This window comes from Streptomyces sp. AK010, from assembly GCF_014207295.1.
Lineage (GTDB): Bacteria > Actinomycetota > Actinomycetes > Streptomycetales > Streptomycetaceae > Streptomyces > Streptomyces massasporeus.
On record NZ_JACHCX010000008.1, the window covers coordinates 250,894 to 269,039 of the forward strand.

13 protein-coding genes and 1 pseudogene are annotated in these 18,146 nt (G+C 71.3%); 4 read left to right on the plus strand and 10 right to left on the minus strand.

The features are described from left to right. Positions 1-178 precede the first annotated feature (178 nt). Positions 179-5,410 (minus strand): family 43 glycosylhydrolase, encoded by a 5,232-nt coding sequence (locus HDC93_RS18200; protein WP_185011957.1) that lies wholly within the window; start codon positions 5,408-5,410, stop codon positions 179-181. Positions 5,411-5,751: 341 nt separating this feature from the next. Between HDC93_RS18200 and HDC93_RS18205 the strand changes: the two genes are divergently transcribed. Together HDC93_RS18205 and HDC93_RS18210 are read left to right on the plus strand one after the other, a co-directional pair. Continuing rightward, positions 5,752-6,207 (plus strand): tellurite resistance TerB family protein, encoded by a 456-nt coding sequence (locus tag HDC93_RS18205; RefSeq protein ID WP_185011958.1) that lies wholly within the window; start codon positions 5,752-5,754, stop codon positions 6,205-6,207. A 292-nt stretch (positions 6,208-6,499) separates the two neighbouring features. Then, positions 6,500-7,537, plus strand: a complete 1,038-nt coding sequence (locus tag HDC93_RS18210; protein WP_185012006.1) for an AI-2E family transporter — start codon at positions 6,500-6,502, stop codon at positions 7,535-7,537. A 54-nt stretch (positions 7,538-7,591) separates the two neighbouring features. Here the strand turns inward: HDC93_RS18210 and HDC93_RS18215 are convergent. Continuing rightward, a pseudogene (locus tag HDC93_RS18215) lies at positions 7,592-7,854 on the minus strand (excinuclease ABC subunit UvrA); the annotation flags it as partial. A 479-nt stretch (positions 7,855-8,333) separates the two neighbouring features. Beyond that, positions 8,334-9,002 carry a DUF5701 family protein gene (locus HDC93_RS18225; protein WP_185011959.1) on the minus strand — a complete coding sequence of 223 codons (669 nt, stop codon included), beginning with the start codon at positions 9,000-9,002 and terminating at the stop codon, positions 8,334-8,336. Positions 9,003-9,131: 129 nt separating this feature from the next. Between HDC93_RS18225 and HDC93_RS18230 the strand changes: the two genes are divergently transcribed. After that, on the plus strand, positions 9,132-9,572 hold the full coding sequence (locus HDC93_RS18230; protein ID WP_260419626.1) for a phosphotransferase family protein: 441 nt from the start codon (positions 9,132-9,134) through the stop codon (positions 9,570-9,572). 25 nt (positions 9,573-9,597) lie between these two features. Here HDC93_RS18230 and HDC93_RS18235 read toward each other — a convergent pair whose 3' ends face one another. After that, positions 9,598-10,050, minus strand: a complete 453-nt coding sequence (locus HDC93_RS18235) for an Lrp/AsnC family transcriptional regulator (protein ID WP_185011960.1) — start codon at positions 10,048-10,050, stop codon at positions 9,598-9,600. Positions 10,051-10,161: 111 nt separating this feature from the next. Between HDC93_RS18235 and HDC93_RS18240 the strand changes: the two genes are divergently transcribed. After that, positions 10,162-10,788, plus strand: coding sequence for a LysE family translocator (locus HDC93_RS18240; protein WP_185011961.1), 627 nt, complete (start codon positions 10,162-10,164; stop codon positions 10,786-10,788). 179 nt (positions 10,789-10,967) lie between these two features. On the opposite strand, the gene purU is transcribed toward HDC93_RS18240, so the two are convergent. Genes purU through glyA form a run of 6 tightly spaced genes read right to left on the minus strand, consistent with a single transcriptional unit; the run spans position 10,968 to position 18,115 of the window. Beyond that, on the minus strand, positions 10,968-11,825 hold the full coding sequence (gene purU, locus HDC93_RS18245) for a formyltetrahydrofolate deformylase (RefSeq protein ID WP_185011962.1): 858 nt from the start codon (positions 11,823-11,825) through the stop codon (positions 10,968-10,970). After that, the gene (locus HDC93_RS18250; RefSeq protein ID WP_260419627.1) at positions 11,825-12,475 is read right to left on the minus strand and encodes a sarcosine oxidase subunit gamma; all 651 of its coding nucleotides are present in this window, start codon (positions 12,473-12,475) and stop codon (positions 11,825-11,827) included. Before HDC93_RS18250 ends, purU begins: the two co-directional genes overlap by 1 nt. Then, positions 12,468-15,308, minus strand: a complete 2,841-nt coding sequence (locus HDC93_RS18255; RefSeq protein WP_185011963.1) for a sarcosine oxidase subunit alpha family protein — start codon at positions 15,306-15,308, stop codon at positions 12,468-12,470. The genes HDC93_RS18250 and HDC93_RS18255 overlap by 8 nt, the downstream gene beginning before the upstream one ends. Further along, the gene (locus HDC93_RS18260; RefSeq protein WP_031102929.1) at positions 15,305-15,586 is read right to left on the minus strand and encodes a sarcosine oxidase subunit delta; all 282 of its coding nucleotides are present in this window, start codon (positions 15,584-15,586) and stop codon (positions 15,305-15,307) included. Before HDC93_RS18260 ends, HDC93_RS18255 begins: the two co-directional genes overlap by 4 nt. 13 nt (positions 15,587-15,599) lie before the next feature. Further along, positions 15,600-16,820, minus strand: coding sequence for a sarcosine oxidase subunit beta family protein (locus HDC93_RS18265; RefSeq protein ID WP_185011964.1), 1,221 nt, complete (start codon positions 16,818-16,820; stop codon positions 15,600-15,602). After that, on the minus strand, positions 16,817-18,115 hold the full coding sequence (gene glyA, locus HDC93_RS18270; protein ID WP_185011965.1) for a serine hydroxymethyltransferase: 1,299 nt from the start codon (positions 18,113-18,115) through the stop codon (positions 16,817-16,819). Before glyA ends, HDC93_RS18265 begins: the two co-directional genes overlap by 4 nt. Positions 18,116-18,146: the final 31 nt, after the last annotated feature.

Below are 18,146 nucleotides of genomic sequence, written 5' to 3' on the forward strand. Positions count from 1 at the left end.
GAGGAAGGCGCGGCGGGGATGCGGTCACCGGCCAGGGACACCGGACGGGTCACCGGCGCAGTGAGCGGCAAACAGTCAACGCTAGCACGGGGCGCTGCGCGGGAGCTGCGGAGCGAGGAAGGCCCGGGCTGCCGGGACCGGGCTCTCGGGCCGGGTCCCGGCGACTCGCCGAGTGCTCCTACGTGCGGTGTCCGACCGTGATGACGCCCTTGGTCTTCGCACCGGTCCTGTTGTCGTACAGGACATCGCCGGTGGACTTCTTCCAGATCCTGATGCGGAAGGTGTCCGGTCCGTCGGTGGCGGTGATCCTGAAGGCGTAGCCGCTCTTGCCGCCCACCGTGCCGGTGCCCTGGTGGACGGCCTGGGAGCCGTTCACCACGAGCCAGTCGGAGCCGGTCGAGCGGAACGTGAGCCGGGCGGGCCCGAAGACGAACGTGGCCTTGCCCACGGGGACGGTGGCTCCCTTCCGGTACTGGGCGGCCAGGGTGAACGCCGCCTTTCCGGTCAGCCCCGGCCCGCCCGGGTAGGCGCCGGCCGGCGAGGTGATCGTGCCGGCTCCGGCGGCGGGCCCGGCGGACCGGTCGTAGACGATCAGTTCCGCCAGGGTGGTGGTGTCCGTGCCCGCGTCGTCGTCGGTGACCGTGACGACCGGGCGGTGGATGCCAGCGTCGTCGTAGACGTGTGCGGCGCGGCAGCCGGAGGCGGTGACCGTGCCGGTCGTCGGCCGGCCGCCGTCCTTCCAGTCGACCTCGCAAGTGTGGCTGTCGGATGTGCCCGGGTCGTCGAAGGACGCGGTGACCACGGCGGCCTCGCCGGCCGGGAGCGGCGAGCCGGGGCCCTTGGCGGACGTGATCGTCGGGGCGGCGTTGGAGACCTTGACCGTGGTGGTGTCGCTGGAACGCCCGCCGGTCAGGGTCGCCCGGAAGGTGCCGTCGTCGGTGCAGGTGACGGTCGTGCGGGCCGCCGCGGGGTCGTCGACGGTGCACGGGGCGCCGTCCTCGACGGTCCACTCGGGGGTGCCCGCCCCGGAGACGGTGCCGGCGAGGGTGATCGCCTCGCCCTCGGCCCCGGTGGCGTCCGGCCCGGCGTGGACGACGGTGACCGGGTCGATGCCGCCGAGGGTCGGGACGACCTTCTCGATCAGGCCGTCGGAGCCGAACTCCATCTTGTCGACGGTGGTTTCGCGGTGGGTGCCGTCGCCGCCGGGGATGGCGAAGCGGTGGTAGGCGATGTACCAGTCGTCGGTGTTCGGGACGTGCACGACGGAGTGGTGTCCGGGTCCCTTGATGCCCAGGGACAGGTCCTTCTCAAGGATCACGCCCCGCTTGGTCCACGGGCCGGTGGGCGAGGGGCCGGTCGCGTAGGCGACGCGGTAGTTCTCGTCCCGGGTGTCGTTCTCCGACCACATGAAGTAGTAGGTGCCCTTGCGCTTGATGACGAAGGTGCCCTCGTTGTAGCCGCTCGGGGTGATGTCGGTGACCTTCGAGGTGTCGATGGAGGTCATGTCGTCGCCCAGCGGGACGACGTAGGCGCGGCCGTTGCCCCAGTAGAGGTACTGCTTGCCGTCGTCGTCGGTGAAGACCGCCGGGTCGATCATCTGGCCGCGGAAGTCACCGGCCTTCAGCAGGGGCTTGCCCAGGGCGTCCTTGAAGGGGCCGGTGGGCGAGTCGGAGACGGCCACGCCGATGTTCGCGTCGGCGCAGAAGTAGAAGTAGTACGTCCCGTCCTTCTCCGTCATCGCCGGCGCCCAGGCCCGGCTGTCCGCCCAGCCGACGTCCGGCCCCAGGTCGAGGATGACGCCGTGGTCCTTCCAGTGGACCAGGTCCGTGGACGAGTAGGCCTTGAACTGCGTGCCGCTCCAGCCGTCGAAGCCGTCGGTCGTCGGGTAGAGGTAGAAGGTGTCGCCGAAGCGCACGATGTTCGGGTCGGCGTTCAGCCCCGGCAGGACCGGGGTCTTCATGATCAGCGCCGAGACCTTCCAGCTGCGCTTCTTGCCGTCCGACCCGGTGACCTCGTAGGTCACGGGCTTGGTGAAGTCGTGCACGCTGCCGGAGGCGGGGCTGATGGTCGCGCCCTCGGCGAGGGTGAACTCCGGTGCCAGCGCGGTGAGATCGGTGCCCGCCTTCATCGGCAGGGTGATCGTACCGGCCGCGTTGTCGACGAGCGCGTCGACCTTGAGCGCCGGGTGCGTCGCCTTGGCGATGCCCGCCGTGTTGCCGCTCAGGCGCATGACCTCGGTGCCGGTGAGGGCACGGTCGTAGATGCGGAAGTCGTCGACCTCGCCGCCGAAGTACGGGTCGGCCGCGTAGAGGGACCGGCCGATGTAGCCGCTGTAATCCTTGGCCGCGCTGTACAACTCGGACGGCTTGACGGTGGTCGTGGTGCGGGCCGCCTCGATGCCGTCGGCGTAGAGGAGCATCGTGCCGGTGGCGCCGTCCAGCGTCACCGTGACGTGCCGCCACTGGCCGGGGGTGAGCTGCGAGCCGGCCGTGAGCTTCGACTCCGCCGACCAACTCGCCTTCGTGATGGCCGAGTAGAGGCTGGAGCCGCCGTTGGACGGAGTGGCGAACAGGTACCTGTCGCTGTCGGGACCGAGCCCGAACAGCCACTGGAAGCTGCTGCCGCCCTTCCACTTGGCGTACGTCGACACCGTCACGCTGCCGGCGTTCTTCAGCACGCCGTTCGGGATCTTCACATACGGCGAGTCCGAGCCGCCGGACATCCTGAACGAGCCGCCGTCGACACCGGTGCCGAAGTCGGGCGTGCGGACATAGGTGCCGTGGTGGCCGTGCCCGCTGGAGTCACGGGCGATGGTGCCGCCCGTCTCGTCGAAGTCGTAGTGCAGCAGCAGACCGTCCGGGGTGTCCGGCCCGTCGTCGGACACGGTGATCTCGGCCCGGACCGGGATCGCGGTCCCGTCCGGCAGGCTGCCGGTCACGGTGAAGGTGCCGGCCTGGGCGTACTTCGACGCCGGTACGTCCTCCCAGGTGACCGCGACGGGACGCTTGACGCCGTCGGCGTACTCGGCGATCACCGTGGCCGGCAGAACGGGGGCGTCGCCGACCCGGGTCTTGACCGACACGTCCTCGACGCTCTTCACGATCTGGTCGGACTGGTAGGCGCGCAGCAGCCGGTCGTACTCGGCCTGGGTGACCGGCAGCACGGTGCCGTGGCGGGGCTTGGCGGGCAGGTCGTAGCCGGTGGAGGGGGTCCAGGTGCCGGAGTCGAGGTCGGTCGTCTCGAACGGGATGTAGCCGCGGCCGCCGAACTCGTCGAGGAACGCGTACCACTTCTCCTCGGTGTTGGACTTGAACACCAGCGGTCCCTCGGCGGCGTTCATCGCGCCCTTGCCGATGCCCTCGGCGACGGCGGTCCAGGACGGGTTCAGGATCGAGTCGCTCTTCTCCTGGAAGATGAACTTGCTGTTGGGAGTGGAGGAGCTGTTGTTCCGCTCGTCCTTGGACAGCCGGTAGTACGTGCCGTCGTGCCGGATCATCGTGGAGTCGATGACCGAGTAGCCGCGGTCGATCCAGACCTTGGGCTCGCTGAAGGTGTAGAAGTCGCGGGTGGTGGCGTACATCATGCGGTTGTACGTGTCGCCGGAGTGATCGGCGTTGCCGTACAGCTTCGACGCCCAGAAGACGACGTACTCGCCGCGCTCGGCGTCGTAGAACGCCTCCGGGGCCCAGGTGTTGCCCGCGTTGTCGGGTGAGACCTTGACCAGGCGCTGGTTCGTCCAGTGCACCAGGTCGGTGGACTCCCAGACCATGATGGACTTGCTGCCGGTGCGCTGGGCGGCGTCCCAGTCGCCGTTGCCGTAGATCCTGAGGTCGGTGGCGATCTGGTAGAACTTGTCGCCCTCCGGGGAGCGGATGATGAACGGGTCGCGCAGGCCCTTCTCGCCCAGCGTGGAGGTGAGGACCGGCTTGCCGTCGTTCAGTTCGCGCCAGTGCAGCGGGTCGTTGCCCTTGCTGAGGGCGGCGTAGAGCTGTTCGCCGTCGGAGGTGCCCTCGCCGGTGAAGTAGCTGAACATGTAGCCCTTGAGGGCCGCCTCGGCGGGCAGTTCGGGCACCTCGGCCGTCATGACGCGGGTCGCCTTCGCTTCGCCCTTGGTGACGGTGGCGGTGAGTTCGACCGTCGTGGTGCCGTCGCCGTGCGCGGGGCGGTGGACCTCGCCGTCGGCGGAGACGACGTCCGGCTTGGCGGAGGACCAGGTGACGGCCGTGCCGAGGGCACCGCTCCCTGGGAGGGTGAGGTTGCCGCGGGCGTCGTCGAGGTTGTGGACCGTGAGCGCCTCGGCGGCCTGCCGGACGGCGGCCGCGTCGTCGAGTGCGGGCCGGACCGTGACGTCGAAGGTCTTGGTGCCGGTCACGGTGCCCTTCTTCAGGGTCGCCGTGAGCGTGGCGTGGCCGTCGGGTGAGCCGGCCTCGGGGCGGGTCACCTTGCCGGTGTCGGACACCACGGACGGGTTGTCGCTCTTCCAGCTGATGGCGGAGCCGCCCGCGGGGCCGGTCCTCGGCAGGTCCAGGTCGGAGGTGACGCCGCTGATGTCGCCGAGGCTGAGGGCGTCATTGTCGTCGGCGACGCCCTGCGTGGCGACGGGGAGGGAGAGCTGCTCGACCTCCGAGCCGTCCAGGGCCCTGTCGTACACCCGGAAGTCGCGTATCCGGCCCTTGAAGAGCTTGTCGCCGTCGTAGACGGACTTGCCGATGTAGTTGGCCTTGGTGGTGCCGGAGCCGATGGCGCCGGGCGTGGTGGTGACCGAGGTGTTGCGGCCGACCTCGACGCCGTCCTCGTAGAGCACGCCCGTGGAGCCGGTCTGGGCGTAGGTGACGTGCTTCCACACGCCGCGGGTCAGGTTGTGGGAGTCGGACGGCTTGGTGGTCTGCTCGGTCGACCAGTTGCCCGTCGCGACGGAGGTGCGGAAGGAGTTGCCGGTGGTGAACAGGTAGCCGTTGCCGGTGCCCGCGCTGGTGTTGCCGAAGCCGTAGAGGAAGTAGGGGGTGCTCTGGGCGGAGTCGATCAGCACGTCCATGGAGACGGTGATCGCGTTCATGCCCTTCATGACGTCGTCCGGCACCTTGATGTAGGTGTCCGATCCGTTGAAGGCGAGCCCCTGGCCGGATGCCGACCAGTCCGCGGTGCCGTTGACCGTGCCGGTCCGGCCGTTTCCTGAGGCGTCGGTGGCGGTGCCGCCCGAGGTCGCGTCGAGCTTGTACCAGAGGGCCAGGCCGTCGGTGATCTCCGCGGCTTCGGCGGCCGGGGCCTTGGGGGCCTGTGGAGCCGTCGGTGCCGCGTGTGCGGAGGCGGTGGGTCCGGCGAGGGTGAGCAGCATCGACGCGGCGGTCAGTCCGGCGAGATGGCCCGCCCGGCGTCTCGCGCGGCTGCGAAGTCGTGCGACGTGCGTCATGTCGAGGTTCCCTGCTGAGGCATGGCTGATGACGGACAAGGCGGAACGGAAAGGACGAGCGGCCGGCGAGGCGACGGCAAGTCCCTGCCGTGGGCCTGCCGTTGCACGCAGGTGAAGTGTGTGGCGAGAGTCTCAGCGACGCCCGGGGCAACGTCAAGAGGTTTCGAACAATGTCCGACAGATCGAACACGCGTGACGCCGCGGACCCGATTCGCCGAGTGCCGTCGGCCTGCGAGGGATTGGCCTCGTCCACACCTCGGGCGGGTACGGCACGTCCAGGCCGGGAGGCTGGCAGCTTCTACAGTGTTGTAGAAGCTGCCGACGCTTATGGAGCAGCTCTCATGACCCGGTGGGACCGTCTCAAGGAATCCGCCTCGACGATGCAGACCCAGCTGATCGCGAAGAAGAACGACCTGAAGAGCGGCGCCTTCCGCGACTCCAGTATGGCCATGTGCGCCCTGGTGGCCGCCGCCGACGGCACGGTCGACCCGGCCGAACGGCAGCGCGTCGCCCAGCTCATCGCCACCAACGAGGTGCTGCAGAACTTCCCCGCCGACGACCTGCGCCGCCGCTTCGAGGACAACCTCGTCAAGCTCACCGCCGACTTCGACTTCGGCAAGGTGAGCGTCATGCAGGAGATCGCCAAGGCGAAGAAGAAGCCCGCAGAAGCGCGGGCCGTCGTCCAGATCGGCATCGTCATCGGCGGCGCCGACGGCGACTTCGACAAGGACGAGCAAGCGGTGGTCCGCGAGGCGTGCTACGCCCTCGGCCTGCCGCCGCACGAGTTCGACCTCTGACCGAGCGGGCCCGGGGGCCAGGGGGCCAACGTGGTGTTCCCCGGCTGTGTCGAGCGGCAGTGGCGCGGGGATTCGGCCATGCTGGGGCTGTTCGGCGCTGTTTGATCGGGTGGCGGCGCTGCTCGGAGCGCCGCGCTCGACCGCGCCGTCCGCCGGGCCGGTACCGGCCTTCGGGGGAATTTCGGGCCGGTTCCGCTGTCCGACGGCCGGTGGGTGGTACGGGCATGAGGTGTCGACGCCCCCCGATCCACCCGTCTCGGCGCTGCCGGACCTGAACGACGCCGAGTCGCGCGTGCCGGGCGTACTGCGGACCGCGGCCGCGTACGCGTGGCGGCTCATCGCGGTCGGCATCGTCGTCCGGGTCGCGTTCTCCCTGCTCGGACAGTTCCACCGGGTCGCCGTGGCCGTCTTCCTCGGTCTGGTCGTCACGGCGGTGCTCCGTCCCGCGGCCGGTCTGCTGGCGCGGTTCATGCCCCGGCCGCTCGCGGTCGCCACCGCCCTCATCGGCGGCATCGTCCTCGTGCTCGGGGCACTGGCCCTGGTGGGTGAGACCGTGGCGGATCAGCGGACCGGGCTGGAGAAGGAGTTCATGGCGGGGATCGACCGGATCGAGCGCCGGCTGGAGGAACCGCCCTTCCGGCTGCCCGCGGACGCGTTCGACGATCTCCAGTCCCGGATCGGCAAGCTCCTGTCGGACCACCGCTCCACCCTCATCAGTACGGCGCTCAGCGGCGCGAGCAGGCTGGTCGAGGTGCTGACCGTGCTCGCGCTGGCCTTGTTCTGCGCGGTGTTCTTCACGCACTCCGGCGAGAAGCAGTGGCAGTGGCTGTGCGGCCAGCTCCCCGAACGGGCCCGGCAGCGGGTCGCCGTCGGGGCCGGGGCGGCGTGGCGGACCTTCACCGGGTACACCCACGGCATCCTGCTGGTGGCGGCGACCAACGCGGTCCTCGTGGGAATCGCGCTGTTCGCCCTCGGGGTGCCGCTCGCCGTGCCGTTGGCCCTGCTGGAGTTCATGGCCGCGTTCATCCCCCTGATCGGCTCGCCCATCGCCCTGGCGGTCGCGGCGGTCGTCGCCCTGGCGTCGAAGGGACCGCTCATCGCCCTGGTGGTCGTCGCCCTGATCGTGGTCATCGGCCAGATCGAGGGCCACCTCCTGCACCCCATCGTGATGAGCTGGGCCGTCCGTCTGCACCCGGTGGTGGTCGCCCTGGCGGTGGTCGGCGGAGCGGTCGCGGCGGGGGTGATCGGCGCGGTGGTGGCCGTACCGCTGGTGGCGGTGGTGTGGTCGGTGTACCAGGCGCTGCGGGGACCCCAGGGCGAACCGGCCTGAACACCCCCTCCCGCGGTGCCGTGCCGGGTCGGCACCGCGGGAGGGGAGGGCGGATCAGGCGTCGCGGTACTGACGCAGGTACGCGCCGGTCACGGAGACGTCGGACTTCAGCAGTTCGCGCGGGGTGCCGGTGAGGACGATCTCGCCGCCGTGCTTGCCGCCGTCCGGGCCGAGGTCGACGACCCAGTCGGCCTGTCGGACGACGTGTTGTGCTCGATGACCACAACGGTGTTGCCGCGGTCCACCCACCGGTTCAGCAGGGCGACCAGGGTGTCGACGTCCGACATGTGCAGCCCGGTCGTGGGTTCGTCGAGGACGACGCCCTCGGAGGTGATGGACTCGGCCCATTCCAGCGCGTTGGACATGAGTTCCACCGGCGAGAGGTGGGTCCACTCCAGGCCGCTGGCCTCGACCGCCTCCTCCGGCGGGCTCGGCCGGCCACCGCACCGACTAAAGCCTCGATCAGCTCGCCGGCCGCCTCGCCGACGAGGACCGCAGGCTGGACGCATCAGGCGGCGTGCCTCGCTGAGCCGGGTGGAGGCGTGGTCGAGGTAGACCCGGCCGCGCTCGTCCGACCCGTCGGCAAGGCCGAGCGTGACCTCTTCGATGCCGCGCTGCGCGGGCGATCTGCGGATCGACTCCGCCTTCGCGCTGTCCTGTTCCCGCCTCGCACCGGAGGCCGCCCGGACGTTCCGGCTGCTGCCGGGCGGGGACTTCAGCGCGGGCCCGGCCCAGCCTCACCGCGCTGACCGCGGGCCGGCCGGTGCCGCTCATCCGGTTCGTGCGGTGACGGGCGTCAGCCTCTGCGGCCCGTCGTGGACGCGAAGCCCAGCCAGGTGTGCCGGTTGTTCCACCAGCACCAGCCGACCTTGGGGGCGTTGCGGCGCTCGCGGCCGTCCCGGCCGGTGCCGTTGCTGATCCAGATGGCCGGGGTGCGGGCGTCCAGGGTGCCGTTGGGCTTGCGCAACCGGGAGCCGATGGTCATGAAGCAGAGGTTGCGCTCCAGGACCTCGGGCTGCTGGAGCACCCAGTGGATGCCCTCGGTGAGCACCAGCGGGGTGCGGTCCTCCTTGGCGAGGGCGGGCAGGGCCTCGTCCGGGGACCAGTTGGACATGTGGTCGCCGCGGTCGATGCCGGAGACCAGGTAGAGCGGAGCGTCGGGCAGTTCGAGGGAACAGGGGGTGAACTCGTCGACGTCGGGCATGTCGACGACGACGAAGCCCGGCTTGCCGTCGCGGCGGAGCAGCGGTGCGAGGGCGGAGGCGGGGGCACGGTCCGGGTGCACGGCGAGCAGGGCACCGTCGCCGTCGGCACTGGCCGCGGCCTGCGCGCCGAAGGTGCGGATCTCGTCGGCGGACAGTCCCGCCCTCTCGTGCACCCCCAGTTCGATCAGCCGCTCGGCCTGCGCGCTCAGGGCCGGGAGTGCGGGGAGGACGGTGGACGGGTCGGACGGGGTGTCGGGCACGATGCTCCCTGGGTGGACGACGTGGGGAGAAACTCGAACGCGCGCCGGACCCGCCCGCCGGGCGGATTCGGACCTGCGTGAACTCATGGGCAGCAACGAGCCGGTCCCCCGGGACGTTCCCGCTCCGCCGTGTCCGTTCCGGCCGATCTGGACCGGGCGCGGCGCGAGTGCGAGGTGCTGGAGCCGGCCGTCGGCTCACGCGCGGGGTTCGAGGCCGTGTTCCCCGGCGTCAGGCTCCAGCCGATCCACGGGGACGCCCCCGCGGCCAACATCGTCTCCGGGCCGCACGGCGTGCTGTACTCCGACTTCGAACTGACCACACTCGGGCCGGTCGAGTGGGATCTGGCGGCCTTCGGCCCCGAGTGCGAGGCCGCGTACGACGCCACCGCCGGGCGCCTGGGTCTTCGCCGGCTGGACCGGGACGTGCTGCGGGTCGTCAACGCGGTGGGCATGTCCCGCGCGGTGGCGTGCCTCGCGCTGGCGCCGCAGCTGCCCCTGCTGGTGGACGCGCTGAAACCGGCCGTGGAGCAATGGCGGACGATGCCTTTCGCCGGAGGGCCGGACGCATGAGGCCCGCCCCGTGCGCGACGGCCGCTCACTCGGGCAGCGGGCGGTCGTCGACGATGTGCTTCATGACGAGCGTGGAGTTGAGGCGCTGCACGCCGGGCAGCCTTGCGAGCCGCTGGTCGTAGAGCTGCTGGAAGGCGCCCAGGTCGGTGGTGGCGACGCGCAGCAAGTAGTCGGGTTCGCCGAACAGGCGCTGGGCCTGGAGCACGTGCGGGACGGCGGCCACGGCCTCTTCGAACGCGGAGACCGTGTCGGCGTCCTCCCAGCGCAGAGTGACGAAGACCAGGGCCTCGAAGTTCAGGCCCACGGCGGCCGGGTCCACCACCGCGCGGTAGCCGCGGATCGCACCCTCGCGTTCGAGATCGCGCAGCCTGCGGTGGCAGGGCGAGACGCTCAGCTTCACCCGTGCGGCCAGCTCGGTGACCGTGAGACGGCCGTCCAGCTGCAGCTCGGTAAGAATTTTCCGGTCCAGGGCATCCATGGAGAAGATTCTGCCCCAGATCGCGCGATCAAGGAGTAAAGAAGGGAACACATTCGGGCCGATCCGGCCTAGCCTTCCTCTCGCACCACAGCACGTGAGAGGGAACGATCGATGGACACGACCACGCTGGCGGCCTTCCTGGCAGTGGATCTGCTGCTGATATTCACGCCCGGCGCGGACTGGGCCTACGCGATCACGGCGGGCCTGCGGGACCGGTCGGTCGTGCCGGCGGTCGCCGGGCTGGTGGCCGGATACGCGGGGTACACCCTGCTCGCGGTGGCCGGACTGGTGGTGATCGTGGCGAGCTCCGGGACGCTGCTCACCGCGCTGACCATGGCCGGGGCCGGCTACCTGGTGTGGCTCGGCTGGGGAGTGCTCCGCCGGCCGGCGCCCCTGACGGCCTCAGAGGCGGAGGCGGGCACCGAGGGCTCCTCCCGGCTGCGGGTCATGCTCAGGGGAATCGGGATCAGCGGCCTGAATCCCAAGGCGCTCCTGCTGTACTTCTCCCTGTTCCCGCAGTTCATCGATCCGGCGGGGGCGTGGCCGGTCGCCGGTCAGACCGGTCTGCTCGGCTCGCTGCACATGACCGCCTGCGCCGTCGTCTACCTCACCGTAGGAGTCCTCGCCCGCACGGTCCTGAGGACCAGGCCCTCCGCAGCCCGGGTGGTGACCCGGGTCTCCGGTGCGATGATGATCGTCGTCGGCGGGTTCCTGCTCGCGGAACGCCTGGCCGGCTGACGGACCCGAGCATCCTCCCCTGCCGAAGGAGCGTACGTGCACGAGCGGACCCCTCAGGAACAGGACGGGGGCGGCCGGCGGGGGCTCGTCGCGACCGGGCAGCAGCCCCTGATCCGTATCGAGCGGCCCGGAACGATCCACATCGACCGGCCCGGAACGATCCTCGACCGGCCCCGGCCTCAGCGGAGGATCACCGTGCGGCGGCCCTGGACGAACACCCGGCCCTCGCAGTGCCAGCGCACCGCCCGCGCCAGGGCCGCCGACTCCGCGTCGCGGCCGATGGCGGCGAGGTCCTCGGGCGTGTGGCTGTGGTCGACGTCGATGACCTCCTGGGCGATGATCGGGCCTTCGTCGAGGTCCGCCGTGACGTAGTGGGCGGTCGCGCCGACGAGTTTGACGCCGCGTTCGTGAGCCTGGTGGTAGGGCTTGGCGCCCTTGAAGCTCGGCAGGAACGAGTGGTGGATGTTGATCATCCGGCCGGGCAGCCGGGTGCACAGGTCGTCGGAGAGCACCTGCATGTAGCGCGCCAGGACGACCAGTTCGACGTCGAACGAGTCGACGATGCCGAGGAGCCGGGCCTCGGCCTCCGGCTTGGTCGCGGCGGTGACGGGCACGTGGAAGAACGGGATGCCGTGCCAGGTGACCAGCGCCTCGTGGTCGCGGTGGTTGGAGACCACCGCGACCACGTCGATGGGCAGATCCCCGCTGCGGGTGCGGAAGAGCAGGTCGTTGAGGCAGTGGTCGTAGCGGGACACCATGATCAGTACGCGGCGGCGGGTGCCGACCGGTTCGAGGTGCCAGCGCATGGCGAACGGCGCGGCCACGCCGGTGAATTCACGGCGCAGGAGCTCTGTGGTGTCCTCGCCGCCGGGTGCCGCGAAGCGCACCCGCATGAAGAAGTGGCCGTCCCGGCGGTCACCGAACTGGTGGTTGTCGATGATGTCGCTGCCGTGGTCGAGCAGGAAACGGGAGACGGCGGCGACGATGCCGGGCGATTCGGGGCAGTCGAGGGTGAGGATGTGCTCGGCCGGTTCCATCACGGCACCTCCGGTCGGCTGAACTCGCTCATCGCGTCGACGAGCCAGCGCGCCAGGTAGTCGGCGAACGAGGAGCGCGGCAGCAGCCGGTACGTCGGTGCGTCGTCGACCTGCCAGAGCAGTACGGAGACGGGCCCCACCGTGGTCGACATCGCCCGGCCCGGACCGAAGGCCCGGGGATGCAGGTCGAGCGGGCACCCCTTCTCCAGCACCTGCCGGGCGCAGGGGCCGCTCAGCTCCAGCGTGGTGCGGTTCGCGGAGACGTCCACGACCGACCCCGGATCCGACCCCAGCGCGTCCCGCAACGCGACGGCCTCCGGCTCCCGCAACGCGACGCCCTCCGGCTCCCGCGACGCGACGGCCTCCTCGGGCGGGGAGAGCACGAGCCATTCGTCGGGGCCCAGCCAGAGGATCGTGCGGGGGCCGGACGCGGCGGTGTCACCGCACCGGCGCGGGAGCGGCGCCCCCAGGGCCGTCTCGATCCGGCCGGCCGTCTCGGAGGAGGGGTCGACGCGCAGGTTGACCATGGTGAGGTACGGCAGTTCGGTGAGCGTGACGCCGCGTGCGCCGGTGACCGCGGCCTCCCGCATCCGCTCCTCCAGATGGGCCAGGGGGCTCCGGCGCAGCGTCTCGGTGCCTGTCTCAGCCATCGCGCTTGGTCCCTTCGGGGTCGTAGAGGACACAGTCGGTCACCTCGACGGGCACCAGGTCCTCGCCCACCGGGGCGAGCAGGGTCTCGCCGATCCTCGCCCGTCCGCCGGCGACGAGGGCGAGGGCGAAGGGACGGCCGAGTGCCGGGCTGTGATAGCTGGAGGTGACGTGCCCGAGCATCGGCACCGGCACCGTCTCCAAGGTGACGTTTGGCGCGACGAGTTGGGTCCCTTCGGGGAGCCGGGTCGTGCGGTCGCTCGGAAGCAGGCCGACCAGGTGCTTGCGGTCGGTGCGGGCGGTGTCGGCGCGGGAGAAGGACCGCTTGCCGATGAACTCCTTGTGCTTCGACACCACCCAGGACATGCCCGCGTCCTGCGGGGTGACCGTGCCGTCGGTGTCCTGCCCGACGATGACGTACCCCTTCTCGGCCCGCAGGACGTGCATGGTCTCGGTGCCGTACGGGGTGATGCCGTACGGCTGCCCGGCGTCGTGGACCTGCTCCCAGACGGCCAGGCCGTACCACCCCGAGACGTTGATCTCGTAGGCCAGTTCGCCGGAGAAGGAGATCCGGCAGATGCGTGCCGGGACGCCACAGGCCAGGGTGGTCTCACGGAAGGCCATGAACGGGAACGCCTCGGCGGACAGGTCGACGTCGGGCGCGAGCCGGGCCACGACCTCCCGGGACTTCGGGCCGACGACGGCGATCGTCGACCACTGCTCGGTCACCGACGTGCAGTGGACGTCGAGTTCGGGCCACTCGGTCTGCAGCCACTCCTCCAGCCAGTCCAGGACGCCGGCGGCACCACCCGTCGTGGTGGTCATGAAGTAGCGGTCGTCGTCGAGGCGCAGGGTCACACCGTCGTCGAAGATCATGCCGTCGGGCTTGCACATGACGCCGTAGCGGGCGGTGCCGGGCTTCAGCTTCTTGAAGGCGTTGGTGTAGATCCGGTTGAGGAACTCGCCCGCGTCCGCGCCCCGGATCTCGATCTTGCCGAGGGTGGAGGCATCCATGACGGCCACGCCCTCGCGGGCCGCGCGGCACTCGCGGGCCACGGCGGCGTCCATGTCCTCCCCCGGCCGGGGGTAGTACCGGGGGCGCTTCCACTGCCCGACGTCCTCGAACTCGGCGCCGTGCGCCATGTGCCAGGCGTGCAGGGGCGTGGTCCGCTCCGGGTCGAAGAGGTCGCCGCGTTCCCGCCCGGCCAGGGCGGCGAAGGCGATCGGTGTGTAGGGGGCCCGGTAGGCCGTGGTGCCGATCTCGCCCATCGAGCCCCCGAGGGCCTCGGCGATGACGCCGATCGCGTTGACCCCGGACGTCTTGCCCTGGTCGTTCGCCGTGCCTAGGGACGTGTAGCGCTTGACGTGCTCGACGCCGCGCATGCCCGCGCCGGTGGAGCGCCAGACGTCGGCGACGGTGACGTCCCGCTGGAGGTCGACGAAGTGACGGTCCCAGGTGCCGGGTTCGCCGTCGGGGCCGGGGACCAGCCACAGCGCGCGGGTCGGGCCGGCGGGGAGCGGCGCGCGCTCGGGCGGTACGGCGACCGGGAAGCCGGCCTCCGTCGCGGCCACCGCACCCGCCCGGGCCCCCTCGGCACGGCAGCCGTCTGGGTCGTACGTCCCGCGCGCCGCACCGACGACCTGCTGGCCGCGCACGGCGCCGTCGGGCACGAAGGCCACCAGCGTCTCGTCCCAGCGCAGCCGGCCCTGCCGCTGGCTGTGCAGATGCACCACCGGACTCCATCCGCCCGAGACGGCGAGCAGGTCGCAGTCGAACCGCTCCGGTGCGCCGGTGAGCCGGCCGTCGGCTTCGAGGGCCCGCACGGTGACACCGGTGAGCCGGTGGCCGCCCTCGGTGTCGATCACCGCGCTGCCGGTCAGCAGCCGCACACCGGTGGCCCCGGCCACCTCGGCCGCCCGCCGGGTCGGTTCGGGCCGCGCGTCCACGACGGCCGCGATGTCGATCCCGGCCGCGTGCAGATCGGCGACCGTGTCGTAGGCGCTGTCGTTGGTCGTGCTCACCACGGCCCGCGAACCCGGCGCCACGGCGTACCGGCCCAGGTACGTCCGCACGGCCGAGGAGAGCATCACCCCGGGCCGGTCGTTGCCGGCGAAGACCAGAGGTCGCTCGTGCGCACCGGTCGCCAGCACCACCTGACGGGCCCGGATGTGCCAGAGCCGCTGGCGTGAGACCCCCTCGGGGGCGGCGGTCCCCAGGTGGTCGGTGCGGCGCTGGAGGGCGAGCACGTAGTTGTCGTCGTAGGAGCCGAAGGCCGTGGTGCGGGGCAGGACGACGACCTCGGGAGCGGCGTCGAGGGCCGCCCGGACGGCGGCGACCCACGCGGTGTCCGAGTACAGCGGACCACCGGGCTCGGGCCGGTCGTCGACGAGGATCACCCGCGCGCCGGAACCGGCGGCGGCCGCGGCGGCCGCGAGCCCCGCCGGTCCCGCGCCGACGACCAGGACGTCGGTGTGGACGTACTTCTTGTCGTACACCGCGGGGTCGGGTGCCGGGTCGAGCCGGCCCATCCCGGAGAGGGTCGTGGCGGACAGGCCGTCGTACAGCTCGACGGTCGTGGCCGGGAGCATGCCCTCCGCACAGGGGCCGTCCAGCTGTACCAGGGCGTTGGGCTCCTCGAAGCCCGCGGCGACGATGCCGCGCGGGCGGCCGCGGTAGAGCGACGGGCCGGCCTCGACGCGTCCGTTCGCCAGCATCGCGGAGGCGAGGGTGTCGCCCGGGTGGCCGGTCGACTCCCGTCCGTCGACGGTGAAGCGCAGCACGGTGCCGCGGTCGACGCGGCCCCCCTGCGGGAGCCGGAAGGGCTGGTCGGTCATCGGGTCCCTCCGGGGCGCGGCTCGTCGAGCCGGTAGGTGGTCAGCACCTCGTGGGTGGCGGTGTCGCGCAGGACGTTGAACCACCGGCGGCAGCCGGTGCCGTGCATCCAGCGTTCGGCGAAGGGGCCCTTGGGGTTGTCGCGGTAGAAGACGTACGCGGCCCACTGCTCGTCGGAGAGGTCGGCCGGGGTCTCGGGATGGGGGACGTGGGCCTGTCCGCCGTAGTGGTACTCGGTCTCGTCCCGCGGCCCGCACCACGGGCAGGTGATCAGCAGCACGGTGGAGTCCTCCTCAGTGGGCCACGGCCGCTGCGCCGTGTTCGTCGATCAGAGCGCCCGTGGTGAAGCGTTCGAGGGCGAAGGGGGCGTTCAGCGGATGCGGCTCGCCGGTGGCGATGGTGTGCGCGAAGGTACAGCCGGCGGCCGGGGTGGCCTTGAAACCGCCGGTCCCCCAGCCGCAGTTGACGTACAGACCTTCCACGGGAGTGCGGCCGATGATCGGTGAGGCGTCGGGGGTGACGTCGACGATGCCGCCCCAGGTGCGCAGCACGTGCGCCCGGGCGAAGACGGGGAACAGTTCGACGGCGGCGGCCATCTGCCGCTCGATGACGTGGAAGGAGCCGCGCTGGCCGTAGCCGTTGTAGGAGTCGACGCCCGCGCCCATCACCAGCTCGCCCTTGTGGGCCTGGGACACGTAGACGTGCACGTGGTTCGACATGACGACCGTCGGGTGAACCGGCTCGTGCAGCTCCGAGACCAGCGCCTGGAGCGGATGCGACTGCACCGGCAGCCGTACGCCCGCCCGTTCGGCCAGCACGCTGCTGTGCCCGGCGGCGGCGAGGCCGACCCGGCCCGCGTGGATGCGGCCCCGGTTGGTGTCGACGCCCACGACCCGGTCGCCGTCCTTGAGGAAGCCGGTGACCTCGCAGCCCTGGATCAGGTCCACGCCCAGCTCGTCGGCGCGGCGGGCCAGCGCCCAGGCGACGTGGTCGTGCTTGGCGATGCCGGCCCGGGGCTGGAAGGTGGCGCCGAGGACCGGATAGCGGGTGCGGGGCGACACGTTGAGGATGGGGCAGACCTTGGCGACCTGGTCGGGGTCGAGCCACTCGGCGTCGACGCCGTTGAGGCGGTTGGCGTTGGCCCGGCGCATGCCCTCGCGGACGTCCTGGAGGGTGTGGGCGAGGTTGAGGACGCCGCGCTGGCTGAACAGGAAGTCGTAGTCCAGTTCCTCGGGGAGCCGCTCCCACAGCTTGAGCGCGTGCTCGTAGATCGCGGCGCTCTCGTCCCAGAGGTAGTTGGAGCGGATGATCGTGGTGTTGCGGGCCATGTTGCCGCCGGCCAGCCAGCCCTTCTCCAGGACGGCGACCTTGGTGATGCCGTGGTTCTTGGCGAGGTAGTAGGCGGTGGCCAGGCCGTGGCCGCCCGCGCCGACGATGACGACGTCGTAGGAGGAGCGCGGTTCGGGGTTGCGCCAGAGGAAGTCCGGGTGCTCCGGGAGCGGTCGGGCGGTCATGCCGGGGCTCCGTCCAGGTAGAGGGGGAAGGCGGCGGCGAGCCTGCCGACCCGCTCGCGCAGTGCGTCGTCCGGCTGTACGCCCTTCAGGGCCTCGGCGATGATGTCGGCGACCTCCCGGAACTGCGTCGCGCCGAAGCCGCGGGTGGCCAGGGCCGGGGTGCCGATGCGCAGGCCCGACGACACCATCGGGGGGCGTGGGTCGAACGGCACGGCGTTGCGGTTGACGGTGATGCCGATGCGGTGCAGCCGGTCCTCGGCCTGCTGTCCGTCGAGCGCCGAGTGGCGCAGGTCGACGAGGACCAGGTGGACCTCGGTGCCGCCGGTCAGGACGGTGATGCCGGCCTCGGCGACGTCGTCGGCCAGCAGTCGTCCGGCGAGGATGCGGGCGCCGTGCAGGGTGCGCTGCTGGCGTTCCCTGAACTCCTCCCCCGCCGCCACTTTGAACGCCACCGCCTTCGCCGCGATCACGTGCTGGAGCGGCCCGCCCTGCTGGCCCGGGAAGACCGCCGAGTCGATCTTTTTGGCGAGGCCTGTCCGGCTGAGGATGACGCCGCCGCGCGGGCCGCCGAGGGTCTTGTGGGTGGTGGTCGTGACGACGTCGGCATACGGCACCGGGTTCGGATGGAGGCCCGCGGCGACCAGACCGGCGAAGTGCGCCATGTCCACCATGAGGTACGCGCCCACCACGTCGGCGATCCGCCGGAACGCGGCGAAGTCCAGCTGTCGCGGGTAGGCCGACCACCCGGCGACGATCATCTTCGGCCGGTGGGTGAGGGCGAGCCGCTCGACCTCCTCCATGTCGACGCGCAGGTCGGACTCGCGCACGTGGTAGGGCACGACGTCGTACAGCTTGCCGGAGTAGTTGATCCGCATGCCGTGGGTCAGGTGACCGCCGTGCGCCAGGTCGAGGCCGAGGATCGTGTCGCCCGGCTGGAGCAGGGCGAACATCGCGGCGGCGTTGGCCTGCGCCCCCGAGTGCGGCTGGACGTTCGCGGCCTCGGCGCCGAACAGCTCCTTCACGCGGTCGACGGCCAGCCGCTCGACGACGTCGACGTGTTCGCAGCCGCCGTAGTAGCGGCGGCCCGGGTAGCCCTCGGCGTACTTGTTGGTGAGGACCGAGCCCTGGGCCTCCAGCACGGCGGCCGGGGCGAAGTTCTCCGAGGCGATCATCTCCAGCGTCGACTGCTGGCGGTGCAGCTCGGCCCGTACGGCGGTGGCGACGTCCGGGTCCAGTTCGCTGAGCGGGAGGGCGAGGGGGGACGCGAGTGTGCTGGTCGACGGGCTGGTTGCCATGGGTGCACCATCCTGGGAGCCAACTAATGCG